The sequence below is a fragment of the Pseudomonas sp. VI4.1 genome (assembly GCF_002029345.1).
Lineage (GTDB): Bacteria > Pseudomonadota > Gammaproteobacteria > Pseudomonadales > Pseudomonadaceae > Aquipseudomonas.
In genome coordinates this window covers 20,377-46,596 of the sequence record NZ_MULM01000142.1, presented here as the reverse complement: position 1 = coordinate 46,596, position 26,220 = coordinate 20,377, and the positions used below count along the sequence as shown (strand labels likewise).

Genomic DNA, 26,220 nt, shown 5'->3' with positions numbered 1-26,220 from the left:
AAGGGCGCGGGGACACTGTGCGAACGCCGACTAATCGGCGAACAACATGTCCCGGCTCTCTCCCATCAACAGGTCCTGATTCTGCTCAGTCACCGCGCGGATGTAATCCCACAACAAGGTGATCCGCTTGAGCTTGCGCAGGTCTTCGCGGCAGTACATCCAGAATTGCCGGGTGATCGTGATCTCTTGCGGCAACACCGCCAGCAAGCGCGAATCCTGGGCGGCCAGGAAGCACGGCAGAATCGCCAGCGACCGTCCTTGCTGGGCCGCGACGAATTGCGCGATCACACTGGTGCTGCGCAAGTTGGCGCTGGCGCCGGGCAGCACGTTGGCCAGGTACAACAGCTCCGAGCTGAACGCCAGGTCGTCGACATAACTGATGAATGAATGTTTACCCAGATCTGCCGGGCGGCGGATCGGTGGGTGCTTGTCCAGATAGTCCTGGGTCGCGTAGAGCTGCAATCGGTAGTCGCAGAGTTTGCAGCAGACGTACGGGCCATGCTCCGGTCGCTCCAGGGCGATCACGATGTCGGCCTCGCGTTTGGACAGGCTGATGAAGTGCGGCAGCGGCAGGATGTCGACCGAGATCGCCGGGTAAGCGTCGACGAAATGGCTCAGCTGCGGGGTGATGAAAAAACTGCCGAAACCTTCGGTGCAGCCCATGCGCACATGGCCGGATAACGCCACGCCAGACCCCGAGACCTGCTCGCAGGCCATGTGCAGGGTGCTTTCGATCGACTCGGCGTAACCGAGCAGCCGCTGACCTTCGGCGGTCAGGACGAATCCGCTGGTCCGGGACTTCTCGAACAGCAAGGTGCCCAGCGCCGCTTCCAGCGAGCTGATGCGCCGCGACACGGTGGTGTAGTCCACCGCCAGGCGCTTGGCCGCGGTGCTGGCCTTGCGGGTGCGGGCGACTTCGAGAAAAAACTTGAGGTCATCCCAGTTCAGCGAACCTAAGGACGTGATGTTTTTTTGCATGATGGACCGGCTTTTATGTGCGTTCTTATTAGAAGTTTGCACATCTATACTCCAAAAACAGTCCGACAACCAATTCGCGACACACGTCTAATCGCAAGGCGGCTGTTTCGCCTTGGCTTCTCCGATACTTCTCTAGATAACAACAACGTCCAGGAGACCAGCATGAACGCATCGCTCACGCCAAACGACACTACCGTTCAAAAGGTCAAGCTGTTGATCGACGGCGAGTGGGTCGAGTCCCAGACCACCGAATGGCACGACATCATCAACCCGGCCACCCAGCAAGTGCTGGCCAAGGTTCCGTTCGCCACCGCGCAGGAAGTGGACGCCGCGATCAGCGCCGCCCACCGCGCCTTCCAGACCTGGAAGCTGACGCCGATCGGCGCGCGGATGCGCATCATGCTCAAGCTCCAGGCGCTGATTCGCGAGCACTCCAAGCGCATCGCCGTGGTGCTCAGCAACGAACAGGGCAAAACCATCGCCGACGCTGAAGGCGATATCTTCCGCGGCCTGGAAGTGGTCGAACACGCCTGCTCCATCGGCAGCCTGCAAATGGGCGAATTCGCCGAGAACGTCGCCGGCGGCGTCGATACCTACACCCTGCGCCAGCCGATCGGCGTGTGCGCCGGCATCACCCCGTTCAACTTCCCGGCGATGATTCCGCTGTGGATGTTCCCGATGGCCATCGCTTGCGGCAACACCTTCGTGCTCAAGCCGTCCGAACAGGACCCGATGTCGACCATGCTGCTGGTGGAGCTGGCGATCGAAGCCGGCGTGCCGGCGGGCGTGCTCAACGTCGTACACGGCGGCAAGGATGTGGTGGATGCGCTCTGCACTCACAAGGACATCAAGGCGGTGTCCTTCGTCGGTTCGACTGCAGTCGGTACCCACGTCTATGACCTGGCCGGCAAACACGGCAAGCGCGTGCAATCGATGATGGGCGCGAAAAACCACGCCGTGGTGCTGCCGGATGCCAACCGCGTCCAGGCACTCAATGCGCTGGTGGGTGCCGGTTTCGGTGCCGCCGGTCAACGTTGCATGGCCACGTCCGTGGTGGTGCTGGTGGGCGCGGCAAGGCAATGGCTGCCGGACCTGAAGGCACTGGCACAGAAACTCAAGGTGAATGCCGGCAGCGAGCCGGGCACCGATGTGGGGCCGGTGATCTCCAAAAAAGCCAAGGCACGGATTCTGGATCTGATCGAGAGCGGCATCAAGGAAGGCGCCAAGCTTGAGCTGGACGGTCGCGACGTTAGCGTTCCAGGCTTCGAGAAGGGCAACTTTGTCGGCCCGACCCTGTTCTCCGGCGTGACGCCCGAGATGCAGATCTACACCCAGGAAATCTTCGGCCCGGTGCTGGTAGTGCTGGAAGTCGACACCCTCGATGAGGCCATCGCGCTGGTCAATGCCAACCCGTTCGGCAACGGCACGGGCTTGTTCACCCAGAGCGGTGCGGCGGCGCGTAAATTCCAGACCGAAATCGACGTCGGCCAGGTCGGCATCAACATCCCGATTCCGGTGCCGGTGCCGTTCTTCAGCTTCACCGGTTCACGCGGTTCCAAACTCGGCGACCTCGGCCCGTATGGCAAGCAAGTGGTGCAGTTCTACACTCAGACCAAGACTGTCACCAGTCGCTGGTTCGATGACGACAGCGTCAACGACGGTGTGAACACCACCATCAACTTGCGTTAAGGAGCCGGACATGAAAATCGCTTTTATCGGTCTCGGCAACATGGGTGCGCCGATGGCGCGCAACCTGATCAAGGCCGGCCACTCGCTGCGGTTGGTCGACCTGAACACAAGCGTACTGGCGGAGCTGGAGCAACTGGGCGGCAGCATCAGCGCTTCGGCGCGTGAAGCGGCGCAAGACGCCGAACTGGTGATCACCATGCTGCCAGCCGCGGTGCATGTGCGCAGCGTCTGGCTGGGCGAAGACGGCGTGCTGGCGGGTATCGCCAAGGGCGTGCCGGCCGTGGATTGCAGCACCATCGATCCGCAGACCGTCCGTGACGTGGCCGCGGCCGCCGCCAAACAAGGCGTGGCCATGGCCGATGCGCCGGTTTCCGGCGGTACCGGCGGTGCGGCCGCCGGGACCCTGACGTTCATGGTGGGTGCCACGCCTGAATTGTTCGCCACCCTGCAACCGGTGCTGGCGCAGATGGGCCGTAACATCGTCCGTTGCGGCGAAGTCGGCACCGGGCAAATCGCCAAGATCTGCAACAACCTGCTGCTGGGGATTTCCATGGTCGGCGTCAGCGAAGCCATGGCTCTGGGCGAGGCCCTGGGGATCGACAGCACGGTGCTGGCGGGTGTCATCAACAGTTCCACCGGACGCTGCTGGAGCTCGGAAATGTACAACCCGTACCCGGGCATCGTTGAAACGGCGCCGGCATCGCGCGGCTACACCGGCGGTTTCGGTGCCGAACTGATGCTCAAGGACCTGGGACTGGCCACGGAAGCGGCACGCCAGGCTCACCAGCCGGTGGTGCTGGGCGCGGTGGCGCAGCAGTTGTATCAGGCGATGAGTCAGCGTGGGGAAGGGGGCAAGGACTTCTCGGCGATCATCAACAGCTATCGCAAACCACAGTAGGAGCTCGCTCCGGGCGGCGTTCCGACGATGGTCGTTAACGATATTGCGGAAAATCTGATACCCCGCGTCGCTCTCGAGTTTTTCGCGAGCAAGCTTGCTCCTACAGGTCGCATCGATATTTACCGGGAGATCACGTCGGGTGATCTCCCGGTTTTTTATATCAGGCAAACACGAAGTACTTGCGCACGGTCTCCACCACTTCCCACGTGCCTTTCATGCCCGGCTCGATGACGAAAATATCACCGGCGCGCAGATGGATCGGCTCCTTTCCTTCTGGGGTGATAATGCAGTACCCCTCGCGGAAATCGCAGTATTCCCACTTCACGTATTCCACGTACCACTTGCCCGGCGTGCAGATCCAGGTGCCCATGATCTTGCTGCCGTCTTCGCTGGTGTAGGCATTGAGGTTGACGGTGTGCGGGTCGCCTTCGAGTTTTTCCCATTTGCAGGCGTCGAGCACCGGTAGCGGGTGGGTGTCGCGAAGAACGGTAATGGATGCGGTCATGTGGACTCCGGGCCTTGAGCGATAAGAAGTAGCGTTCGAGAACTGAACACGCACCCTATAGCGTCGGTTCGCCGGTCAGTTGTCTGGGGTCGACATCGAACTGTCCAGAAACGCGCCATACCCTCAAAGACTTTCCAGCGGACAATCGATCCGGGGCCACAGGATGTCTGCCTGGGCCTGGCCCAAGTCGGTTTCCAGTGGTTGAACCGGTTGATAGCCTTCACGCAGCGTCTGCCCCTCAGGGGAGAGTCAAGGCGTGCAGCAAGGCCTTGGCGTAACCGGGCAACACCGCGAAGTCCCGGGCGCAGAGCATGAGCTTGCGCTGGGCCCAGGGTTCTTGCAGGGCCAGGTGCTTGAAGGATGTTTCACTGGCCCTGCGTTCGACTGCAGCGAGAGGCACGATCGCCAGCCCCGCTCCCCGGGCGACCATGCGCATCACCCCGTCGAAACCATCGGCGCGAATGCGGATCTGCAGGCGCACGCCTGCGTGCAGTGCCTGTTCTTCAAGGTAGACGGCCATGGCGCTGTTGGCGTTCAGACCGACGTAATCGTGGTGCAAGGTGTCGCTGAAGCTGACTGAGCCGGCGTCTGCCAGGGGATGATCGCGCGGCATGATCAGCACCAGCGGATCGTCACGAAACGGGCGGGTCTGCAGGTCGTCGATGTCTACGGCGTCGGACACGATTCCGAGGTCTGCCGCGCCCTCGCGCAAGGCGTGGGTGATGCGGGTGCTGGGCAGTTCTTGCAGGTCGATATCGAGGTTGGGGTGCTCGCGCAGGAAGTCCGCGAGCAACTCTGGCAGGTACTCGGTGATCGCCGTGGTGTTGCACAACAGCCGTACCTGGCCTTTGACGCCTTGGGCGTAGTCGGCCAGATCCTGTTGCATGCGTTCGGCCTGTTGCAGCAAGACGCGAGCGTGTTGCGCCAGCGCTTTGCCGACGGGTGTGGGGGTGACACCGCGTCGACCGCGTTCCAGGAAATCGATGCCGAGAGAGGATTCCATGGCGCGGATGCGTGCGCTGGCTGCGGCCAGGGACAGATGACTGCGGGCAGCGCCGGCGGTGATGTTGCCGGTGTCGAGGATGTTGAGGTAGAGGCGCAGGTCGGTGAAGTCGAAGTGCATGGGTACGGCCTCTGGATGATTGTTGTCTGGGTGGGCGCCTTCGCTGGCAAGCCAGCTCCTACAGATATTGTGCCGGTCGCGAAATGGGTGAACGACAAAACCTGTAGGAGCTGGCTTGCCAGCGAAGGCGTCAACAGCCGCAGCAAAAACTTCAGCCTCTGCCAAATCAAGAGGCAGCCTCAGTATATGACAGATTTCCAAGCAGCCCATTCAGGCCCAGGATAAGCCCATGAATACGCTCGCAACCTTCTACCAAAACCTCGGCCTGACCCTTTCTTTAATGGTCATCGCCACCTTCCTCCTGGCCGGCATGATCAAAGGCGTCATCGGCCTTGGCCTGCCCACCATCGCCATGGGCCTGCTCGGCCAGGCTATGGCGCCATCGCAGGCTGCCGCATTGTTGATCATCCCCGCGACCCTCACCAACGTCTGGCAATTGGCCTTCGGCGGGCATTTATCGGGGTTGGTCAAACGGTTGTGGCCGATGCTGCTGGCGATATTCATCGGCACCGCTGCCGGCACAATGTGGATCGGCATGACGGGTGGTCACTGGGTGGTGCGAGGACTGGGGGCGGCGTTGTTGCTGTACGCATTGAGCGGTTTGTTCCTGCCGCCCTTGCGCGTCAGCGGTAGCAGCGAGCGCTGGCTCGCTCCGCTTTGCGGCCTGGTGACGGGTGTGATCACGTCGGCCACCGGGGTCTTCGTGATTCCGGCGGTACCGTATCTGCAAGCGCTGGGTTTGAACAAGGATGAACTGGTGCAGGCGCTGGGCCTGTCATTCACCGTCTCGACCCTGGCCCTGGCCGCCGGCCTGGCATGGCGCGGCGCCCTGGGCGGTGGCGAGTTGAGTGCGTCGTTGCTGGCGCTGATCCCGGCGGTGCTTGGCATGTTGCTGGGGCAATGGCTGCGCCAGCGGATCAGCGCCGTGCTGTTCAAGCGAGTGTTCTTCATCGGCCTCGGCGTACTCGGTGGCCACTTGCTGATCAGCGGGTAGCGGACGACGGGCTGAGCATGTCGATGGCGCGAATCTCGAAGTCCCGTTCCAGGTACTCATCGCGCTGCTCGAGGAACTGTTTCATGTGCGGCAGGTTCGAGTGCACATCCAAGTGAGCCTGGGATTGCCAGATCTCATAAAAGATAAACAGCGTCGGGTCCTGTTTGTCGCGCAGCATGTGGTATTCGATGCAGCCGGGCTCGGCGCGACTCGCTTGCACATGCGCGCTGAAAAACGCTTCAAAGGCGTCTGATTTTTCCGGGCGGGTCTTGGCGTGCAGGATGAAGCCTTGCATGTCACTCATCAGAAATGTCCTCCAGTTAAGAATCGGCGCTAGTTTATGGCAACAATCGCCTGTCGATTCTTGCGTATAGGTCAAATGATTTTTGTGAATTCAGCGCTTATTCCACGCGAGGCAGATCGATACTCTGCCGCCATCGAATTCCAACCTTCCGAGACCTTTGATGAAAAAAGTCCTGTTGCTCAATGGCGGCAAAAAGTTCGCCCACTCCGATGGCCGCTACAACGCCACCCTGCATGACGCCGCGCTGAGTGTGCTGGATCGCGGCGGCGTGGACGTGAAAGCCACCTTCATCGACGAGGGTTACGACGTCGCCGAAGAAGTCGCCAAATTCCTCTGGGCCGACGTGATCATTTATCAGATGCCGGGCTGGTGGATGGGCGCACCGTGGACTGTCAAAAAGTACATCGATGAAGTCTTCACCGAAGGTCACGGCAGCCTCTATGCCAGCGACGGTCGTACCCGTTCCGATGCCTCGCAGAAGTACGGCAGCGGCGGTCTGTTACAGGGGAAGCAATACATGCTGTCGCTGACCTGGAACGCGCCGCAGCAAGCATTCGACGACCCCACCGACTTCTTCGAAGCCAAGGGCGTGGACGCGGTGTACTTCCCGTTTCACAAGGCCAACGAATTCCTCGGCATGACTGGCTTGCCGACGTTCCTGAGTGTTGACGTGATGAAGCGCCCCAATATCGAAGCCGACGTGGTGCGTTACGCGCAGCATTTGACCGAGGTGTTTGGCCTGCCTGCCTGAATTTTTCCGGCTAGTATCCGTCGCAACGGCGGGAAAGATCGCAGCCTGCGGCAGCTCCTACAGATGGCGTACTCCCCAGATTCGGGGAGGAGCAATCCTTGTAGGCGCTGCCGAAGGCTGCGATCTTGGCGATTCAAGCCACGCCTATTTGTGAGAGGACACCCGTGAAAGCCAGATCCGATGAATTGCAGATTTTCGTCTGCGTGATTGAATGCGGGTCGATTTCGGCTGCGGCCGAGCAGGTCGGGCAAACGCCTTCAGCAGTCAGCCGCACCTTGTCCAGGCTGGAAGCCAAGCTCGATACCACTCTGATCAACCGCACCACGCGGCGCATGGACCTGACCGAGGAGGGCAAGTACTTCTTCGAGCACGCCAAGCTGATTCTCGATCAGATGGACGAACTCGAAGAGCGCCTGACTTCACGCCAGCAAACCCCGTCCGGGCGCCTGCGGATCAACGCTGCCTCACCGTTCATGCTGCACGCCATCGTGCCGTATATCGATGAGTTCCGCAGTCTCTATCCGGACATCCAGCTCGAACTCAACAGCAACGATTTGATCATCGACCTGCTCGAGCAAAGCACCGACATCGCCATCCGCATCGGCACGCTGGCCGACTCGACCTTGCACGCCCGCTCCCTGGGCTGCAGCCCGCTGCACATTGTCGCCAGCCCGGCGTACCTGGAAAAACACGGCGTACCGGTTGAGGTGGCGGATTTGTCCGGGCACACGCTGTTGGGCTTTACCCAGAACGAAGGCCTCAACCAGTGGCCGCTGCGTTATGTGCACGGTGATCGCTGGCCGATCCAGGCGGCGATCAGCGCCTCAAGCGGCGAGACCATCCGGCACCTGGCACTGGCAGGGCAGGGCATCGCCAGCCTGTCGCATTTCATGACGATCGACGACATCCGCGCGGGGCGCCTGCAGGTACTGCTGGCGGAGTTCAACAGCGGCTATCGTCAGCCGATCAATGCGGTGTACTACCGTAACTCGCAACTGGCCCTGCGCATTCAGTGCTTCCTGGACTTCATCCAGGGCAAATTGGCGGATTACGCGATAGCGGACTTCTCGGGTTGATTCGTGATCCCTGCGCAAGAGTGAATTGGGCTGTGCCGCCTGTTTCCCCAGGCATCGCTCCCCGATACTGGCTGCATCACTTATTAACGCAGGGAGTTTCTCCATGAACGTATTCATTACCGGCGCTGCCGGTTTTATCGGCGGCTCCATCGCTACCGGTCTTGTCCGGGCAGGTCACAAGGTTACCGGCCTGGTGCGCAGCGCCGAACAAGCCAATGAACTGAGCGCACTGGGCATCACCCCGGTGATCGGCACGCTGGACGACAGCGCACTGCTGGCCAAACAGGCCAAGGCTGCCGATGCCGTGATCAATGCCGCCAGCAGCGACCATCGCGGCGCAGTGGACGCCTTGCTCGATGCACTGCGCGGTTCCAACAAAGTGTTCCTGCATACCAGCGGGTCGAGCATTGTCGGCGATGCGTCGGGCGGTAAATCCAGTGACGTCGTCTATTACGAAGACAGCCTGCCGGAGCCGACGGTCGACAAGGCGGCTCGCGTGGCCATCGATAACCTGATCCTCGCCGCCGCCAAAGACGGGGTGAACTCAGCCGTTATCTGCAACACCCTGATCTACGGTCACAGCCTGGGCGTCAATCGTGACAGCGTGCAGTTGCCGCGCTTGCTGAAGCAGGCACGCAAAAGCGGTGTGGTCCGGCATGTCGGCCCGGGCCAGAACATCTGGTCCAACGTGCACATCGAAGACGTGGTGGCCCTGTATCTGCTGGCGCTGACCAACAACGTACCGGGCACCTTCTACTTCGTCGAAAGCGGTGAGGCGTCGTTCATCGACATGACCACGGCGATTGCCCAAGCGCTGAAGCTGGGGGCGCCACAAGACTGGCCGCTGAAAGACGCCGAAGCCGAGTGGGGTTATGAAATGGCCAACTATGGCCTGGGTTCCAACAGCCGGGTTCGCGGCAAGCATGCGCGTGAACTGCTGGGCTGGGCGCCGAAGCGGACTTCGGTGGTTGAGTGGATTCGGGACGAGATGGTTTGAGTTCTCTATAGACCGCATCGCTGCCATCGCGAGCAAGCTCGCTCCCACCGGTAATGTGTCGTTCACGAAATCGGCGAACGGCACATAACCCTGTGGGAGCGGGCTTGCTCGCGAAGGCGTTTTCAGCAGCCCAACAACTGGCCGGGCTGCCCTCAATTCCGTAACATCCGCACCCTCTTTGCTGGCCATTCCCTACGGCCAAAATTTTTGGGTAAGTCATGAAACCAAAACGTCTGCGCGCCGATGTCCTGGCCGGGCTCACCACCTCTTTCGCCTTGCTGCCCGAATGCATCGCCTTCGCCCTGGTGGCCCACCTCAATCCCTTGATGGGGCTTTACGGCGCCTTCATCATTTGCACCCTGACCGCGCTCTTCGGCGGGCGGCCGGGCATGGTGTCCGGCGCCGCCGGATCGATGGCGGTGGTGATCGTCGCGCTGGTGGTGCAGCACGGTGTGCAGTACCTGCTGGCCACTGTGCTGCTGGGTGGGCTGATCATGCTGGCGTTCGGTCTGCTGAAGCTGGGCAAACTGGTGCGCATGGTGCCGCACCCGGTGATGCTCGGCTTCGTCAACGGCCTGGCGATCATCATTGCCCTGGCTCAACTTGAGCACTTCAAGAACGGTGACGCCTGGCTGAGCGGGGCGCCGCTGTACCTGATGGCGGGGCTGGTGGCGGTGACGATGGCCATCGTGGACCTGCTGCCGCCGCCTGACCGTGCCGTGCCGCCGGCGCTGGTGGCGATCCTGGGCGTTGGCCTCGCGGTGTATCTGCTCGGCCTGCCCACCCGCACCCTGGGCGACATGGCGCACATTGCCGGTGGCTTGCCGACCTTTGCGCTGCCGGACATCCCCTGGGATCTGCAAACCCTGCACATCATCGCCCCCTACGCGATTTTGATGGCGCTGGTCGGCCTGCTGGAAACCCTGCTGACCCTGAACCTCACCGACGAGATTACCGAAAGCCGTGGTTTCCCGGATCGCGAATGCGTGGCGCTGGGCGCGGCCAACATGGTCTCCGGCGTGTTCGGCGGCATGGGCGGCTGCGCGATGATCGGCCAGACAGTGATCAACCTCAGCTCCGGTGGTCGTGGCCGACTGTCCGGGGTAGTGGCCGGGGTCCTGATTCTATTGTTCATCCTGTTTTTGTCGCCGCTGATCGAGCGCATCCCGCTGGCGGCACTGGTCGGGGTGATGTTCGTGGTGGCGCAGCAGACGTTTGCCTGGGCTTCGTTGCGAGTGCTGAACAAAGTCCCGCTGAACGACGTGCTGGTAATCATCGCCGTCACGGTGATTACGGTGTTCACCGACCTGGCCACCGCCGTGCTCTGCGGGATCATCATTGCCGCGCTGAACTTCGCCTGGCAACAGGCCCGCGAGCTCTATGCCGACGCTCATATCGAAGCCGACGGCAGCAAGCTGTATCACTTGCATGGCACGCTGTTCTTCGCCTCGACCGCACCTTTCCTCAATCAGTTCGACCCAGCCAACGACCCTGCGCACGTGACCCTGGACTGTCGTCATCTGAGATTTGTCGACTACTCGGCGATCGCCGCGCTGAAAACCCTGCGTGAGCGCTACGCCAAGGCGGGCAAACATTTGCATGTGTTTCACTTGTCGGAGCGCTGCAAGCAAATGCTCAAGCGGGCAGGGGGCGAACTTAACTGACTTGATTGATCATCGCTCGCACGAGGCTCGGCACCCGTTTCGTCTTTTCAATGGGCAGGCGCGCAAGCCTGCAGCGGGTGAAAACTTGGCTGGGTACACAGATCCAGACCGTCGCGACGGCTATAGCCTGCGAGTTTCATGCACTGGAAGCGCTCAACTCTTTGTTCGATTGTGGCTTTGGCATCGGTGCCAGAGCCATTGATGTACCCGCACGCCAGCATCGACTGAAACGCGTCATCCTCGCTGGCACCGGCTTTTAGCCACTGGGTCGACTCCGCGGGCGGTGGCTGAAACGGCCTGGCGTGGCAGGCGCTGATGAGCAGCAAACACGCAGCGAACACCACGGTCTTCCATTGCATGATCTGCATTCCTTTGCTCTTGAGAGTGGGTGAAACATTGGCGAACGGCGAGTTTTTGAAAACTGCACATACAGTGTCGAGATTGGCCGAATGTGAAGGTACACGACAATAGAAAAAAATGTCCTGCATGTGGCGTTGCCGCTGGGAGACTGACATGAAGTACGACACGCTGATACGCAACGCCCTGATCATCGATGGCAGCAACACCCCCGGTTATCCCGCCGACGTGGCGATCCTGAACGGCCGCATCGAGCGCATCGGTGACCTGCACGATGCCGGCGCCACCGAAGAAATCGACGCCGCCGGCCGCGTCTTGGCGCCAGGGTTCATCGACGTGCACACCCACGACGACACGGTGGTGATCCGCCAGCGCAGATGTTGCCCAAGCTCAGCCAGGGGGTGACCACGGTGATTGTCGGCAACTGCGGGATCAGCGCTTCGCCGGTGAGTTTGCGCGGCGATCCGCCGGACCCGATGAACCTGCTCGGCACCGCCGCGGCGTTTGTTTATCCGACGTTCAGCGACTACCGCGCCGCCGTCGAAGCGGCGAATATCACGCTGAACGTGGCGGCCCTGGTCGGCCACACTGCGTTGCGCAGCAATCACCTCGACGACCTGTTTCGCAGCGCCTCGCCCGAGGAAATCGGCGCGATGCGCGAACAGTTGCGTGAAAGCCTGGAGGCGGGTGCATTGGGCTTGTCCACAGGTCTTGCGTATGCGAGCGCGTTCTCGGCTTCCACCGACGAAGTGATGCAACTGACCGAAGAGCTGAGCGCATTCGGCGCGGTGTACACCACCCATTTGCGCAGCGAATTCGAGCCAGTACTGGAGGCCATGGATGAAGCGTTCCAGATCGGCCGCCATGCGAAAACCCCGGTGATCATTTCCCACCTCAAATGTGCCGGCGCCGGTAACTGGGGGCGCAGTCCGCACTTGCTGGCGGCCCTGGAACACGCGGCGAAAACCCACCCGGTGGGCTGCGACTGTTATCCCTACGCGGCCAGTTCATCGACCCTGGACCTCAAGCAAGTGACCGATGCCCATCGCATCACCATCACCTGGTCCACGCCGCACCCGGAGTTGGGTGGCCGCGACCTGATGGACATCGCCGCCGAGTGGGGCGTGCCGCTGCTCGATGCCGCCCGCCGCCTGCAACCGGCCGGCGCGGTGTATTACGGGATGGATGAGGCCGATGTACGAAGAATCCTCGCGCATCCGCTGTCGATGGTGGGCTCCGACGGATTGCCGGAAGACCCGTTTCCGCATCCACGCTTGTGGGGCGCGTTCCCACGAGTCCTGGGACATTTCAGTCGCGATGTGGGGCTGTTTCCACTGCACACCGCGGTGTACAAGATGACCGGATTGTCGGCGGCGCGATTTGGCTTGAAGCAACGGGGCGAAATCCGCGAAGGACACTGGGCGGACCTGGTGTTGTTCGATCCCGTGACCATTCGCGACGTGGCGGACTTCAATGACCCGCAACGGGCAGCGGAAGGGATTGATGGGGTTTGGATCAATGGGGTGTTGAGTTACAGCGAAGGTCAGGCGAACGGCAGAAGGGCAGGACGATTCCTGGCGCGGGAAGGGGAGTTGCGCACAGGCTTTCTTTGATCGTGGGCGACACCCAAAGATCGTTGCCTTGCAGCGTCTACAGGGAAAACACATTCCGCGCTTCACTGAGAATTATGTGTTAGCCTGCAATCAATGATTTCATTGATTGCAGGAGGCCGCGCCATGGCCAGTATCACCATCCGTAATCTGGACGACGCCATAAAAGAACAGCTGCGTATTGCCGCTGCTCACAACGGCCACTCCATGGAAGAAGAGGTCCGCCTGATTCTTGGGAGAGCGCTGGCTACCGTTGACCGGGCTGGAGGGCTTGGTAGCCGGATCCGCAACAGATTCAACGATGTCGGTGGCGTGGACCTCGATTTACCCATACGTTCGGAGAAAGCTACAGCGGTGGATTTCTCTGAATGATAGTGCTCGATACCAATGTTCTTTCCGAGTTTATGCGGGCCGAGCCCGAGGCTCGAGTAGTGGCCTGGGTTGATCGGCAGCCAGCGATGGATCTGGCGATCAGCGCAGTGACCGTGGCAGAAATACTTCATGGAATTGCCCGATTACCTTGCGGTAAGCGCAAGCAAAAACTTGAAGCTCATGCGATGGAGATGTTTGAAGAGGATTTCGCTGGAAGGATATTGCCTTTTGATGTTCACGCCGCCGTCGAGTACGCAACGCTGGTAGCGGGTTGTGAAGCACAGGGGCGAGCGGTGTCCATGGCTGATGCGCAAATTGCTGCAATATGCCGGACTCACGGTGCACCGATCGCCACCCGCAATGTTCGAGACTTCGAATTTTCCGGGATCGAGGTGATCAATCCGTGGGATACCTGACACAGGTAAAAGATCGCTCCCACCAGGGCGTGGGAACGATCAGGTGTGTTTAAACCCGGAAGTGGCTCACCATCATCTGCAACTGATTACCCAACCGCGCCAGCTCAACACTGGCCGCAGCCGTTTCATCGCTGGCGGCCGCCGTCTGTTCGGACACGTCGCGCACGTTGACGATGCTGCGGCTGATTTCTTCGGCCACCGCGCTTTGCTGCTCGGCGGCGGCAGCGATTTGCTGGTTCATCGACTGGATGTTGGACACCGTGCGGGTGATGTTTTCCAGTGACACGCCGGCCTTGCGGGTCAGCGCCACGCTGCTGTCGGTCAGGGTGCGGCTGTTGTTCATCACGGCCGACACCTGTTGGGTGCCATTTTGCAGACCGGCGACCAGGCCTTCGATTTCTTCGGTGGATTTCTGGGTGCGTTGGGCCAGGCCACGGACTTCGTCGGCCACCACGGCAAAACCTCGACCGGCTTCACCGGCACGGGCGGCTTCGATGGCGGCGTTGAGCGCCAGCAGGTTGGTCTGATCAGCGACGGCCTTGATCACGTCCATGACACTGCCGATCTTGTCACTTTCCTGTTGCAGCACATTCATGGCTTCGGTTGAGCGCGCCACTTCGCTGGCCAGGCGTTCGATCTGGGCGATGGCTTCGTTGACCACCTTGTCGCCCTCGCGAGCTTCGCCGTCAGCGGCAGCCGCGGCCCGGGAGGCTTGCTCGGCATTGCGCGCGACTTCCTGCACCGTGGCCGTCATCTCATGCATGGCCGTGGCCACCTGATCGGTTTCGATCTTCTGGCTGTTGACCCCGGCACTGGTCTGCTCGGTCACGGCCGACAACTCTTCGGCGGCGCTGGCAATCTGGGCGACGCCATCGCGAATGCCGCTGATCAAGTCGCGCAGGGTAACGCCCATGCGCGCAATGCCTTGCTGCAACACACCGAGTTCATCGCGGCGAGTCACCTTGACGTCGTGGGACAGGTCGCCGCTGGCGATGCGCTCGACCACGGCCAGGGTGTCGCGCAACGGGCCGGTGATCTGGCGAGTGATGATGACGGCAGCAATGATGCCCACCAACAAAGCCAGCAGGGTGCTGATCAGTTGCAGGGTGCGGGCCTGGGCGCTTTCGGCGTCACGGCGTTCGAGCTGAATCTGATACAGCTGATCGCTCAGGGACACGATCGCGGCGCCCTGGTCGGTCATTTCCTTGCGCGCCTGGACGGCGTCGTCGCTGGCGTTTTTATACGCCTGCAAGGCACTGCGGTAGTTACCCAGCGCGGCTTCCAGCTGCCGCAGAGTGTCTGGCTGAGTCTCGGCGAAATGCCCGCCCAGTGACTTCACGCTGGCAATCGCCACATCCAGTTGGCGGACGGCTTTCTGTTCGGTCTCGGGGTTGGTGGTGGCGGTGTAGCTGCGCACTTCGTAGCGGGTCAGCAAGAAGGCTTCCTTGGCGGCCGTGATGGCCTGGAACTGTTCGAAGCGCTGATCGCTCGGGGGCATTTGCTGCACGGCGGTGTTGATGGCGTCGATCAGTTTGCTGGCGGTTTCGGCGTTGCTGCCCATGACGTCGCGGGCGCTGTTACCGGTGCGGTAGGCGCTGCGCATCTTGTTCAGGGACGCCTTGTAAGCCTCGATGACGGCGCCTTGTTCCCTCAACAACGTGAGGTTGTCCGGGCTCTTGAATTTCGCCAGCAGCGCTTGCTGCTGGGCGGAGAACGCGTCCAGGGTGGTCTGTACGTTTTGCGCGGCGGTTTCGTCGCCGTTGGTCAGCATGTATTGCAGCCGAACCACGCGCAGTTTGGTCAGGCCGGCATTGAGCTGGGTGATGTCGCTCATCCAGTTGCTGCGGTCAATCAAACCGCCCAGGCTCGTCCAGCCGGTCAGGGCGAGGATGCAGGTCAGGGTCAGGACCAGGCCGAACCCCAGGCCCAGTTTCAGGTTCACGCTGATATTGCCGAACCAGCTATTCATCGAATTCCTCCAGGAACGTTGTGTTTCTTGATCGTCGGTTGGCTGGAAGATTGTTGTTTTTGGGCGCCAGCAAGGTAGGTAGCAGGTGTGTATCGGCAGGGGGGTTGGGAACTGAAGAAAGATCTTTTGCCGTTGTTCTTAAGCTTTTTTTCACAATCGTTTCACTCCCAGCCAACGCGCGCCTCTCTACCCTCGCGGCATCGAATGACAGTGAGGCATGCCGGCGGGGCGGCTTGATGTGGAATTGAGACTGAGTCTGTTCGGGATTAAACGCTCCCTCGACCTGAGCCGTCTGGCCCGCTATCGCAACGCGGCTGTGGTGCTGGCCTCGGCGCTGTTGGTGATCCCGTTGACGGTATGGCTGTTGCGACCCGCCGCCGTGCCGGACCTGGCCGACGAAAATGTGGCCGGCGTCCGTGCGTTGGCGGCCGGCTGGGCCAAAGGTGACATGATCGTGCTGGTGCGCCACGTCGAACGTTGCGATCACTCCTCCGCAGCCTGCCTGAGCGGCAATGACGGCATCACCGAGCGTTCTCGCAGCGTGGCAGTGGCGGTGGGTGCTCAGTTCGAGCAACTGGGCTTGAACAAGGCCGACATCTACAACAGCCCGGTCATGCGGACCGCGCAGACCGCCGGCTACATGTTCAACAAGATCAGTTTCGATGAAGACTGGTTGGTCAACTGCAAGGGCACCATGTTGCGTGACGCCCTGGCGCACAAAGTGGCCGGCCGCAATCTGATTCTGGTCACCCACAGCGAATGCATGTCGCAACTGCTGAAAGACCTCAAGTTGCCAACCTCGACCCTGGGGTACGGCGCTTCCTTGTTCATTTCCGCCGAAACGTTACAGGCACCGCGCATGCTCGGTTTCATCGAAGCCTCGGACTGGGGCTCGGTGACCAGCGAATGAATTCACTTTCTCAATCAGGGCGCTCAATGCTGACTTCCTCCCGCTCACGTTTCTATTGGGTGAACTTCGGTATCCCGCTGGCCTGTGCGCTCGTGGTGTTCCTGCTGTTCGACCTGACCCGCATCGACATCGCCTTCAACGATCTTTTTTATGATCCGGTGACGCAGACGTTTCCGTTGGACCATGTGTATTGGTTCGAAAAAATCACCCATAAGTGGGCGCGGATCATCCCGAACTGGACCGGCGAGATCGCCATCGTCGGCGCCTTGCTGTCGTTTCTCTGGCCGCGTCTGAAGGCTGAAAAGCATTCGACCCTCATCGCGTTTCTGGAAAAAATCAAAGTCGCGCCGGTGCTGCGGTTTGCCAACAGGCACCGCCGTGATTTCCTGTACGTGGTGCTCGCGTTTTCTATCAGCACCGGCGTAATCCACTACCTCAAGGGCCATACCAGTGTGTATTGCCCGATCGAAACGACCCAGTATGGGGGGAAGATTGAACACAAGGAGTGGTATCAGAATTTCGATCTGCTGAAGGTTGCCGGGGATGGGCGCTGCTGGCCGGGCGGTCATGCTTCGGGTGGTTTTACCATGCTGGCGTTGTACTTCGTCGCACGCCGCTACCGCTGGCGCTATTCCAAAGCGGTAATGTACGGCTCGCTGGCACTCGGTTTCGTCTACGGCACGACGCGGGTTCTGCAAGGCTGGCATTACATGTCCCACACCTTTTGGGCCGGGATCTTCGTGTGGCTGGCGTGTTTGCTGACGGCGCTGGCGTTTTATGGGCGAGCGCGGCTGGAGCTGCCGGTTCTGCAAAAGCATGAAGAACCGGCATTGATGGCTCAGCCGCAATCTGCCGGCTGACGCTCCAGTGCCGGCAATGCCTCTGCCGGGAGCGTCGTCAGCACCAGCCGGGAGGCAAAGTCCTGGCTCAGGTGCACCGTGTTGATGGCGATGCGTTTGTTTTGTGCCTGACCCTCGGCTTCACCGCTATTGGGGTTCACGTCGAAGCGCGGAAAATTGCTGCTGGCAATGTCCAGGCGCAAGCGATGGCCGCGTTTGAATACGTTGCAGGTCGCGAACGGCTCGATCACCACTTTGACCCTTTTACCCGGTTGCAGTGGCTCGGGATTTTCCCATGAGTCCCGGTAACGGCTGCGACGAATGCCATCGGTAATGTTCATCGCGTAGCCGTCGGGGTAGTGCGCGCTCGGCGGGTAGATGTCCACCAGTTTGGCGGTAAAGTCCGTGTCGGGCGCGTCGCTCTCAATCCATAGCTCGATGTACAGCGGGCCGGCAATGATCAGGTCTTCGGTCAGCGGCGGCGTCTGAAAACTCAGTACGTCTTCGCGCTCCGACAGCGGTTGATTGTTGCCGCGGGTGCCGAAAAAGTCGGGTCGCTCACGTTGATCGAAAGCCCCGCCCGCGAACACCGGGGCACCGGACGTCAATGCGCCGCCGATGGTGGGGACCGGGTGGTCGGGGTCGGCGCGATAGCTCAGCGTTGCCTCGCGCATGACCGGACGTTCCCGGCTCAACTGCCGCTCATGGTCCAGGTACAGACTCAGTGGCTGGCTGCCAGGCAGTGGCCATTGTTGGCTGTGCAACCAGCGACCGCCGTGTTGCAGACGACCCTTGTCATCAGGCGTACCGTCGCCGCCACCCATCAGGAACACTTTTACCGGCGCGTCGGCCAGCGCTTTGGTGGGCTGGTCCTTGAGTGAGCGCTCGAACCAGTTCAGCCGGCACGTCAGCCAGTTCTCGGCCACTCGGCCGTCGAAGGATGCAGCTGCGCCGAACTCGACATCGCCGCTGTGACTGATGTTGCGATCACCGTGCAGCCAAGGTCCCATGATCAAATGTTGCGGTGTGCTGTTATGACGTTTGAATGCGCAGTAGTTGGCGAGGGTCGAACTGACATACGCGTCATACCAGCTCGACATGAACAGCACCGGGATATCCGGCAGGTCATGGTAATGCCCCTCCGCGTAAATTCCCGGTTTACGCCAGTAATCGCTGAAGCTGCCCTGGGCCCATTGTTCAAGCAGATAGGCTTCGTATTCCGGCACGTGGCGAATGGGCGACTGGCCCGGTTGCCATGGCATGCGGGCAAACCATTGATGAATATCCTCCTGTTCCAGCGCCTCGCGAATCTGTGGATCGGCCAGCGCTGCCGGGCTTTCCTTGGCCTGTCGCCAGGCCCAGGTCGCTTGCTTGAGCTCGAACGCGCCACCTTGACGGATGCCGCACTGGAACGCGTTGGCAAAACCACCCGAGTCCAGCACCATGCTGCTCAGCCCCGGTGGATGCAGGCAAGCCATCGCCAGTTGCGTGTGGGCCGCGTAAGACAAACCCATGCTGCCAATCCGGCCGTTGCACCAGGGTTGCTCGACGATCCAGGCGAGCGTGTCGAAGCCGTCCTCGCCTTCAGCGGTGTACTTGGTGAATACCCCTTCGGAGGCGTAACGCCCGCGACAGTCCTGGAAGATCGCTACAAACCCTTGCTCGGTGAACCGTGCCGCCATCGCCTGGCGGGAAATGTGCTGCCCGTCGAGCTGCTTCTCCGAACGCGACGGTTTGCTTTTGTCGTAAGGCGTGCGTTCGATCACGACCGGAAACGGACCTTCAATGTTTGCAGGCAGATAGATGTCGGTGGCCAGGTACACGCCATCGCGCATGGGGACCGACTGGTCGCGCAAAATTTGCATGGCCGGTATCGCTTGTTCAGAAAGGAAGTTCATATCAAAACCTTGTTGACGCGGGCCCCTGCGGCATCACCGCAGGTGCCATCGGGCGGTCAGTAGCCGGTGGTCACTGCAATGGCCAGAAGGATCATCGCCAGCACCAGGTAAATCAGGAACAGCGGCAGGATGTAACGCGCCCATTGGCCCCAACCGACTTGCGCGGTGGCCAGCAGCACCAGCAAGCCGCTGGAGGTCGGCGTGATCATGTTGGTCAGTCCGTTGCCCAGCAGAAACGCATACACGGTGGTTTGCGGGCTGACACCGGAGAGTTGGCCGAGCGGGCCGAAAATCGGCATGGTCACCGCGGCCTGACCGGACGTCGAAGGGATCAGTACGTCCAGCCCCAGTTGCGAGAAGAACATGCCATAGGCCGATACGATCGGGCCATGATCACTCACTACGCTGGCCAGGCCGTTGACGATGGTGTCCAGCACCTGTCCGGTGGTGAGGATGATTTCAACCGCGGTTGCGAGGCCGATCAGCACGCCGGCGATCAGCACTTTTTTCATGCCGTCGACGAACGCGTTTGCAGTGGCACTGGCGCCAAGACCGGCGATGACGGCGAAGGCGATGCTCAACAACAGATAGAACGCCGAAAGCTCGTGGTACTTCCACTGCCAGCGGGTTGAGGCAAAGACCATGAACGCGATGCCGCTCCCGAGAACCAGCAGGTTCAACAGGTGGCGGATCGGCAACGGTTTGTGTTCGAAGTTGATTTTCGCGCTGGCGTCGAAGCCCTGTTTGTGGATGCTCCACAGCACGAAAGCAATACCGACACTCAGGAACAGGGCGTAGGCCGCGATCCGCATGCTCATGCCGCTGAAAATCGGCAAGCCGACCATCGGTTGCGCGACTGACAGCGCCACGGGGTTGGTGATGGAAGCCAGGTAGCCGATCTTCACCGAGATACACACGATGGCCAGCCCGATCAGGTTCGACAACCCCAGTCGATTGGCCATGGCCACCATCAGCGGCACGATCAGGATGAATTCCTTGGCCAGCCCCATGAAGGTACTGCCGGCCGAGAACACTAGCATCAGCATCGGCACCAGCACGTAGATGTTGCCCCGGGTCATCCCCAGCAAGCGTTCGAGGCCGGCGTCGATCACGCCGGCCTTGTTCAGGACGCCGAACATGCCACCGATGAACAGCACCATGAAAATCAGCGCTGCACGCTTTTCGATGCCTTGGGGAATGGCCATGAAGCCTTCGACCAGGGACACCGGTCGGGCCACGGCGTCATTTGTTTTGCGCGGCTCCAGGGAGAACAACTGCGTCAGCGAATGGCTCTTTTCCAGGACCTGATAGGAACCCGGCACCACCAGCGCGTTCTGGCGCTGGAAGGTGCCGGAGCTGACCGCATACGTGAATGCGACCGCGAGCAAGACGATGCTCAGCAGGATGATCGCCGGGTTGATGGGTTTGCGTTGGCCGGTTTTGCCGGAGTCCACTGTCGTGGAGGCGGCGCTCGGCGGGGGGAGAGTGATCTGTAGTTCGCTCATGATTCTTGCCCTGACTGGCAGGGAGGTCCTCGCGGTTATTGTTTTGGGTGTCGGCTGTTGGTGAGGCGGACACTAGGCCAAACGCTTGCCGGCCACAACGTTATGCGCGGAACGGGTTGAGCTATGCGTTTGTCATCATTTACCCGCGGCGCACGACTTGCTGAGGCGCCGCTTGAGGTGCTCGGCAAAGGCACTGACAATGCTTGGGCGCGGCTCGTCGTGGCGGAATGCCAAGCCAAATGCATAGGGCAGGGCAGGCCGAAACGGCCGGGTGACAATCGGCAGGTGAGCGAAGTGGCTGGCCAGCAAACCATTGACGATCGAGACCCCCAGACCCTCGGCGACGAAGCTGCACGCCGCGCCGACCGAGTGCACTTCGATCCGCACTTGCGGGGTCAGGTTCGCCGCGCGAAAGACTTGGTTGAGCTCCGCTCGCAGCGCGCGTTGGCGACCCAGCAGCACCAGCGGTACGTCACGCAAATGCTGGACTTCGATGAACGTGTGGCGGGTCAGCGGATGATCCGCCGGCATCACACAAACGCCTTCGGTTTCCAGCACCGGCTCGATGTCAAAGTCCGGCAGGTCGGTGGGTAATCGCACGAATCCCAGGTCTGCCGAGCGATCAAGCACCGCCCGCTCGATCATGTCGTAAGAGCCGGTCAGCAACTCGACGACAATGTCTTCGTGGCTCTTGAGAAAATCGGCGACGATCTTCGGCAACAGCTCTTGGGTCATGCTGGTCGGCACGCCCACCTTGAGCAGACGCTTGCGCGTGCGACCGACCCGCAACTCGTCGGCCAGGCGCTGGACGCGCTGCATGCCGTCCACCAGCCCGGCCACTTCGGTGAGCAGTTCTTCGGCTTCAGGCGTGGCCATCAACCGGCCCTTTTTGCGCAGAAACAAGGCAAACCCAAGGGCCTCTTCCAGCTGCGTCAGCAAGCGGCTGACCGCCGATTGAGACAGGCCCATTCGCGTTGCCGCGCCGATGGTCGAACCGGTGGCCATGATTGCCTTGAAAGCTTCGAGTTGCTTGAAATTCACGCAGGGATCCCCTTGGTTTTTCAGCGACGTGAGGTGCCGTATCACGAGCGTGCGCATAGCCTGATGCGCTTCTCGCATAACGTTGTGAACGCGCTGGCGAGCCGTTAGTGTCCGCCCCAATGCGCCGCTGAGTCCAGCGCCACACCACCACAACACAGAGACAAATCCCGGCAACGGGACCCTTGCTACTGCCCATAAAAATCGACAATACGGCACTGAGGAAAAGCGATGCGTGAGCTGTTCACGAGAGGCGCGATTGTATCCGCGGGAATACTGGCGAGCCTGTCCCCGGAGCTGATGGCTCAGGGGTTTCTGGAGGATTCGCACGGCAAACTCTCCCTGCGTAATTATTACTTCAACGACGATTACCGCGATGGCGGCAACGACCGCAAAGAGTGGGCACAGGGCTTTCTGCTCAACCTGCAATCGGGTTACACCGCTGGCACGGTCGGCTTTGGCCTGGATGCGTTGGGGCTGGCCGGGCTCAAGCTGGACTCAAGCCCGACCCATGCCGGCACGGGTTTGTTGCCGGTACACGATGACGGCCATGCGGCGGACGGTTTTTCCAGCCTGGGCGTGACGGCGAAAATGCGCATTGGCGATGCCGTGGTGAAAACCGGCAATCTGCTGCCGAAGATTCCAGTGCTGGTCTACAACGACGGTCGATTGCTGCCGCAGACCTTTCGCGGCACTCAAGTTGAATACTCCGGTATCCGTAATCTCTACCTGCACACCGGGCATCTGGATAAATTCAAACAGCGCAACTCCACCGACAGTGTCGATATTTACCCTCAGGGCTACACGGGTGACAAGGGCACGGATTTCGACTTTGCCGGCGCCGTCTACACCTTCACCCCAAACCTCAGCGGCACCTGGTACTACGGCGAAATGCGCGAGTTCTACCGCCAGCAATTTCTCGGCCTGGTGCACAAGCTTCCAGTGGGCGGCGGCAACCTGACCAGCGACCTGCGTTACTTCATCAGTAGCGATGCGGGCGAGGCACGCAACGGCGAAGTTGATGCCGACATGTTCAGTGGTCTGTTTACCTATCGCCTGGGCGCTCAAGCGCTCGGTGTGGGGTATCAGAAAGTCACCGGCGACACAGCGTTGCCCTACACCAGTGTCTCCACGGTGTACTCGTTCACGAATGCAGGTGTCGGAAAATTCATTCAGGGCGGAGAGCAAACCTGGATGCTGCGATACGACTATGACTTCGCTGCCGTTGTGCCCGGATTGACCTTCATGACGCGTTACTACAAGGGTGAGAACGGCGATTACAAGGGACGGGAAGCCCGCGAGTGGGAGTCGGATACCAACCTTCGTTATGTCATTCAGAGCAGCGCCTTCAAAGGGCTGGGGATGGAAGTGCGCAAGGCGACTTATCGTTCGACCTACGCCAGCGATCGGGACAACTGGCGGCTTTATCTGACGTATGACATTGCATTGTGGTGATACGGATTCAGAACGACAAAACCAGCAGTCCCGAAAGGGATTGCGGGTTTTTTGTCGTCTGCACTATTGGCTTCGCGGTGCAACCTGGCGCAACGCGGTTTACGCTCCAACCGCCAACGGCAACGTCACAATAAAGGTACTGCCCTTGCCGTCGCCGTCGCTCATGCCGATGACCGTTCCGCCATGAGCCTCGACCAATTCGCGTACCACGGTCAGGCCAATGCCCAGGCCTGCACGGTTGAAGTCGACGGCGTGAACATCCTGCACGAAGGGCTCGAAGATAAAAGGCAGTGCCTTGGCAGAAATGCCGATGCCGTTGTCGCCGATGCTCATCTGCAGCAGATTGTCTTCGGCGGTCACCGACAGCGTGACCGTGCCGCCCGCCTGGGTGTACTTGGCCGCGTTGCCCAGCAGGTTGCCAAGGATTTGCGTGAGCCGAACCGGATCGCCGTTCACCGCGAGCGCACCTTCAGGCAACTCGGCGGTGAAGTGCAGATGCTGCGCGGCCATCACCGGGCTGCACACGGCGACGGCCTCCTGAATGATTTGCACCATATCGACGATTCGACAATCCAGGCGCAACTTGCCGGTGCTGGCGCGGGAGACGTCGAGCAAATCGTCCACCAGGCGCGACATGTGCTGCACCTGGCCTTCGATCAGTGCCTGCATTCGGGGCAGCTCTTCTTTCGGTACCCGCACCAGTCGACCGGCGATCATGCTGATGGGAGTCAAAGGATTGCGCAGCTCGTGAGCCACCAGGGTGAGGATATTTTGTTGCTGGGCCAGGCTGTGCTCCGCCGAGGCTTGCAGGTGTTGCGCACTGAGCACGGCACGCACCAATTGTTCGTTGGTGTCGCGCATCTCCAGGTAACGCTGGTGTTCTTCGGCTGAGCGTTGGGGTTTTTCCGCATCCGACTGAGCCAGCAGAATCGCCAGGACCAATTGCTGATTGGCCCCGATCAGTTGCTCGACCTGTTGGATATTGACGAGCCGGGTGTTGGCCTCGCTCAGCTCCTTTTGCAGTGCCGCCAGTACGGCTCGCGCCTCGACGGTTTTCTGGCCGAGCAGGAACAATTCGCGAGCGGCAGTGGCCATTGCTTGCTCGTTCTTGCTGTTAGCCTCATTCATGATCCCACCCGCCACGAAGCAAACGTGCGGTGAGCGAGGGCCCGATCAGGGTAGTCAGCAGCTGGTAGAAAGTAGTCAGCAACACTTCACCGAAAAACAGGGCATCGGCTGTGGCTGAAACGTCAGCGTTGGGGCCAACACGGTGCGTCAGAGAAGCTACGATCTGACTGCTCTCTTCGCTTAGCGTGGACATGGCTAACTGATATCTGATGGACAGTTTTCGATGGTACACCCAATAAGGGTATTGGGAGGGGAATGCGTCAGAGGAGGGCGGTTATTGGATGACTGAATGAAGCTGACCGTTCAAAAGGCAAAAAAAAGCCCGCGGGAGGGCGGGCAAACCGTAGTTTCTTGAAGAGCGAGTGCAATGTACCGGTTGGAGAGGGGCGGTGGGGTGAAGAAAAATTCATCTGCGCGATGCGTCTTCTGAAGCGGGAGAGTGCTTAGAATTGCTTCGATGTTATGTATTCGTTACATCTGACGATAAATGTCACGGTAACTGAACATGGACTACAGCCTACTGGCCTGGCGGCTGGGTAAACACATACGTGAAAAGCGTATCAATCGTGGCTACACCCAGGCAAAGCTCGCAGGGTTGACGCGGCAAAAAATCATTGCTGTGGAAAAAGGTGCTCTATGCGTGAGCATGGTGGCGTATGCACGTGTATTAGGCGCTTTGGATTGTGAGCTCACGGTTATACCAGCGGCCATGCCGACCCTTGAAGAACTTGCGGAGCTCTTCTGAATGAATGTGAGGAGGCGGACTCCACAGAAAGTTACATAAAGTGAAACCTTCTGTTGAGTCGTTGTGCATGAAGCCGCGTTGGATGACAGTCTAAAAATGGGCGACCTCAGCGATCGCCCATTTTCTTTCTACATCAAAACCTGCGCCTGCAATCGCCGCCCGACGACGTCCAACAAATCGCAGCCGTCGCGCAGTGAAGTGACCAACACCCGCGCCAGTTCACTGTGAACATTTTCGTTTGCAGCGAAGCTCTCCAGCAATTGGGTTGCCGTGCGGATGCGGTAGGCCGCGGTTTCGTGCAATACGTCCAGTGGCGCTTCGGTGTCGATCAACAGCACCGCAATGCTGCAATCGATGCCGGTGACCGGCATGTATCGAGCCATGACAAAAACCTCCAGTCGGTAACAAAGGCGCGCGGCCACTCAAGGGTGGCTGGCGGACGGGTTCTCTGGCAATCCATCGGGTGGGTCCAGGTTGTCCAGCGCCCGGTTTACCAACAGTTCGGCCACCACCGCCAGTTGCTGGATCGCCAGCGCTACGTTGCGGCGAGAGCTTTCCAGATCGCAGGCAAGGTCCGTGCTCATGACGTTGAGCGAGGCCAGGGTTTCGCAGGCGTGAGCGAGCAGGGAGGGGGTGTCGATGTCGGGGAGGATGGTGAAGACGTGGCTGACGGGATCGGGGAGGCGTGGGTTGCGCAGGCGAGCGCTTACGAGGGGTTCAGTGACTTCGGAGAGCTTGGATAAATCGGGGGTATCTGTTGCCAAATCCGGCGAGGAGTCCGGTGGATTGGGGCTGTGTTTTTTCATGGTCTAATTCCTGGTTTGTCATAGGAACTACCATTCCCCTGCTGTCAAACAGGGAGGGTGGCAGCTGTACGCAGGTTGACAGACCGGAAACACAGGAAACCGGTGCATCCAAAGATGCCCCACGCACAGCCGCCATGAAAAAACTGCACGCGCGCAAGCATGCCGTTTTATTAGGTAGAGTGGAAGGTTCCGG

General features: G+C 60.3%; 25 protein-coding genes and 1 pseudogene. 14 read left to right on the top strand and 12 right to left on the bottom strand.

The annotated features are described in order from the left end of the window. Positions 1-30: 30 nt before the first annotated feature. The gene (locus BZ163_RS12520; protein ID WP_128871168.1) at positions 31-978 is read right to left on the bottom strand and encodes a LysR family transcriptional regulator; all 948 of its coding nucleotides are present in this window, start codon (positions 976-978) and stop codon (positions 31-33) included. Between the two features lie 162 nt (positions 979-1,140). Between BZ163_RS12520 and BZ163_RS12515 the strand changes: the two genes are divergently transcribed. Next, the gene (locus tag BZ163_RS12515; RefSeq protein ID WP_128871167.1) at positions 1,141-2,667 is read left to right on the top strand and encodes a CoA-acylating methylmalonate-semialdehyde dehydrogenase; all 1,527 of its coding nucleotides are present in this window, start codon (positions 1,141-1,143) and stop codon (positions 2,665-2,667) included. Positions 2,668-2,677: 10 nt separating this feature from the next. After that, positions 2,678-3,565 (top strand): 3-hydroxyisobutyrate dehydrogenase, encoded by an 888-nt coding sequence (gene mmsB, locus BZ163_RS12510; RefSeq protein ID WP_128871166.1) that lies wholly within the window; start codon positions 2,678-2,680, stop codon positions 3,563-3,565. A 160-nt stretch (positions 3,566-3,725) separates the two neighbouring features. Here the strand turns inward: mmsB and BZ163_RS12500 are convergent, their stop codons facing one another. Together BZ163_RS12500 and BZ163_RS12490 are read right to left on the bottom strand one after the other, a co-directional pair. Beyond that, positions 3,726-4,070: a cupin domain-containing protein gene (locus BZ163_RS12500; RefSeq protein WP_128871164.1), complete on the bottom strand. Its 345-nt coding sequence runs from the start codon at positions 4,068-4,070 to the stop codon at positions 3,726-3,728. Between the two features lie 238 nt (positions 4,071-4,308). Further along, positions 4,309-5,193: a LysR substrate-binding domain-containing protein gene (locus BZ163_RS12490; RefSeq protein ID WP_128871163.1), complete on the bottom strand. Its 885-nt coding sequence runs from the start codon at positions 5,191-5,193 to the stop codon at positions 4,309-4,311. Positions 5,194-5,422: 229 nt separating this feature from the next. Between BZ163_RS12490 and BZ163_RS12485 the strand changes: the two genes are divergently transcribed. Then, positions 5,423-6,187: a sulfite exporter TauE/SafE family protein gene (locus tag BZ163_RS12485; RefSeq protein ID WP_128871162.1), complete on the top strand. Its 765-nt coding sequence runs from the start codon at positions 5,423-5,425 to the stop codon at positions 6,185-6,187. Here the strand turns inward: BZ163_RS12485 and BZ163_RS12480 are convergent. Continuing rightward, entirely contained in the window at positions 6,177-6,491 is a 315-nt protein-coding gene (locus tag BZ163_RS12480) for a putative quinol monooxygenase (protein ID WP_128871161.1), read from the bottom strand. The two genes, BZ163_RS12485 and BZ163_RS12480, sit on opposite strands and share 11 nt — an antisense overlap. 160 nt (positions 6,492-6,651) lie before the next feature. On the opposite strand from BZ163_RS12480, the gene BZ163_RS12475 reads away from it, so the two are divergent. From BZ163_RS12475 to BZ163_RS12460, 4 genes are all read left to right on the top strand, one after another. Beyond that, positions 6,652-7,242, top strand: coding sequence for an NAD(P)H-dependent oxidoreductase (locus BZ163_RS12475; RefSeq protein ID WP_128871160.1), 591 nt, complete (start codon positions 6,652-6,654; stop codon positions 7,240-7,242). Positions 7,243-7,406: 164 nt separating this feature from the next. Next, positions 7,407-8,318: a LysR family transcriptional regulator gene (locus BZ163_RS12470; protein ID WP_128871159.1), complete on the top strand. Its 912-nt coding sequence runs from the start codon at positions 7,407-7,409 to the stop codon at positions 8,316-8,318. A gap of 103 nt (positions 8,319-8,421) precedes the next feature. Further along, positions 8,422-9,315 (top strand): NAD-dependent epimerase/dehydratase family protein, encoded by an 894-nt coding sequence (locus BZ163_RS12465; RefSeq protein WP_128871158.1) that lies wholly within the window; start codon positions 8,422-8,424, stop codon positions 9,313-9,315. Between the two features lie 218 nt (positions 9,316-9,533). Continuing rightward, entirely contained in the window at positions 9,534-10,979 is a 1,446-nt protein-coding gene (locus BZ163_RS12460) for a SulP family inorganic anion transporter (RefSeq protein ID WP_128871157.1), read from the top strand. A gap of 47 nt (positions 10,980-11,026) precedes the next feature. Here the strand turns inward: BZ163_RS12460 and BZ163_RS12455 are convergent, their stop codons facing one another. Next, positions 11,027-11,467, bottom strand: coding sequence for a hypothetical protein (locus tag BZ163_RS12455; protein ID WP_178110472.1), 441 nt, complete (start codon positions 11,465-11,467; stop codon positions 11,027-11,029). Between the two features lie 25 nt (positions 11,468-11,492). On the opposite strand from BZ163_RS12455, the pseudogene BZ163_RS12450 reads away from it, so the two are divergent. The 3 genes and pseudogenes from BZ163_RS12450 to BZ163_RS12440 all read left to right on the top strand — a co-directional run bounded on the left by BZ163_RS12450 (position 11,493) and on the right by BZ163_RS12440 (position 13,734). Continuing rightward, a pseudogene (locus tag BZ163_RS12450) lies at positions 11,493-12,949 on the top strand (amidohydrolase family protein). Between the two features lie 123 nt (positions 12,950-13,072). Next, entirely contained in the window at positions 13,073-13,318 is a 246-nt protein-coding gene (locus BZ163_RS12445) for a plasmid stabilization protein (RefSeq protein WP_128871156.1), read from the top strand. After that, positions 13,315-13,734, top strand: a complete 420-nt coding sequence (locus BZ163_RS12440; RefSeq protein ID WP_128871155.1) for a type II toxin-antitoxin system VapC family toxin — start codon at positions 13,315-13,317, stop codon at positions 13,732-13,734. The genes BZ163_RS12445 and BZ163_RS12440 overlap by 4 nt, the downstream gene beginning before the upstream one ends. Positions 13,735-13,783: 49 nt before the next feature. Here the strand turns inward: BZ163_RS12440 and BZ163_RS12435 are convergent, their stop codons facing one another. Continuing rightward, positions 13,784-15,703, bottom strand: coding sequence for a methyl-accepting chemotaxis protein (locus BZ163_RS12435; RefSeq protein WP_128871154.1), 1,920 nt, complete (start codon positions 15,701-15,703; stop codon positions 13,784-13,786). Between the two features lie 238 nt (positions 15,704-15,941). On the opposite strand from BZ163_RS12435, the gene BZ163_RS12430 reads away from it, so the two are divergent. Beyond that, positions 15,942-16,613: a histidine phosphatase family protein gene (locus tag BZ163_RS12430; protein ID WP_128871153.1), complete on the top strand. Its 672-nt coding sequence runs from the start codon at positions 15,942-15,944 to the stop codon at positions 16,611-16,613. A gap of 26 nt (positions 16,614-16,639) precedes the next feature. Beyond that, on the top strand, positions 16,640-17,473 hold the full coding sequence (locus BZ163_RS12425; RefSeq protein WP_128871152.1) for a phosphatase PAP2 family protein: 834 nt from the start codon (positions 16,640-16,642) through the stop codon (positions 17,471-17,473). Here the strand turns inward: BZ163_RS12425 and BZ163_RS12420 are convergent. From BZ163_RS12420 to BZ163_RS12410, 3 genes are all read right to left on the bottom strand, one after another. Beyond that, positions 17,452-19,317, bottom strand: a complete 1,866-nt coding sequence (locus BZ163_RS12420) for a CocE/NonD family hydrolase (protein ID WP_128871151.1) — start codon at positions 19,315-19,317, stop codon at positions 17,452-17,454. The two genes, BZ163_RS12425 and BZ163_RS12420, sit on opposite strands and share 22 nt — an antisense overlap. Before the next feature lie 89 nt (positions 19,318-19,406). Next, positions 19,407-20,855, bottom strand: a complete 1,449-nt coding sequence (locus BZ163_RS12415) for a YfcC family protein (protein WP_128871150.1) — start codon at positions 20,853-20,855, stop codon at positions 19,407-19,409. 135 nt (positions 20,856-20,990) lie between these two features. Continuing rightward, positions 20,991-21,896 (bottom strand): LysR family transcriptional regulator, encoded by a 906-nt coding sequence (locus BZ163_RS12410; RefSeq protein ID WP_128871149.1) that lies wholly within the window; start codon positions 21,894-21,896, stop codon positions 20,991-20,993. Positions 21,897-22,124: 228 nt separating this feature from the next. On the opposite strand from BZ163_RS12410, the gene BZ163_RS12405 reads away from it, so the two are divergent. Further along, a complete protein-coding gene (locus BZ163_RS12405) occupies positions 22,125-23,348 on the top strand; it encodes an OprD family porin (protein ID WP_128871148.1) in 1,224 nt (407 codons plus the stop codon). 99 nt (positions 23,349-23,447) lie between these two features. Here the strand turns inward: BZ163_RS12405 and BZ163_RS12400 are convergent, their stop codons facing one another. Continuing rightward, entirely contained in the window at positions 23,448-24,476 is a 1,029-nt protein-coding gene (locus tag BZ163_RS12400) for a HAMP domain-containing sensor histidine kinase (protein WP_128871147.1), read from the bottom strand. Positions 24,477-24,981: 505 nt separating this feature from the next. Here BZ163_RS12400 and BZ163_RS12390 point away from each other — a divergent pair. Next, on the top strand, positions 24,982-25,221 hold the full coding sequence (locus tag BZ163_RS12390; protein WP_128871145.1) for a helix-turn-helix transcriptional regulator: 240 nt from the start codon (positions 24,982-24,984) through the stop codon (positions 25,219-25,221). 128 nt (positions 25,222-25,349) lie between these two features. Here BZ163_RS12390 and BZ163_RS12385 read toward each other — a convergent pair whose 3' ends face one another. Both BZ163_RS12385 and BZ163_RS12380 read right to left on the bottom strand, forming a co-directional pair. Next, positions 25,350-25,604, bottom strand: coding sequence for a hypothetical protein (locus BZ163_RS12385; RefSeq protein ID WP_128871144.1), 255 nt, complete (start codon positions 25,602-25,604; stop codon positions 25,350-25,352). Positions 25,605-25,643: 39 nt separating this feature from the next. Continuing rightward, positions 25,644-26,027 carry a DUF6124 family protein gene (locus BZ163_RS12380; protein ID WP_128871143.1) on the bottom strand — a complete coding sequence of 128 codons (384 nt, stop codon included), beginning with the start codon at positions 26,025-26,027 and terminating at the stop codon, positions 25,644-25,646. Positions 26,028-26,220: the final 193 nt, after the last annotated feature.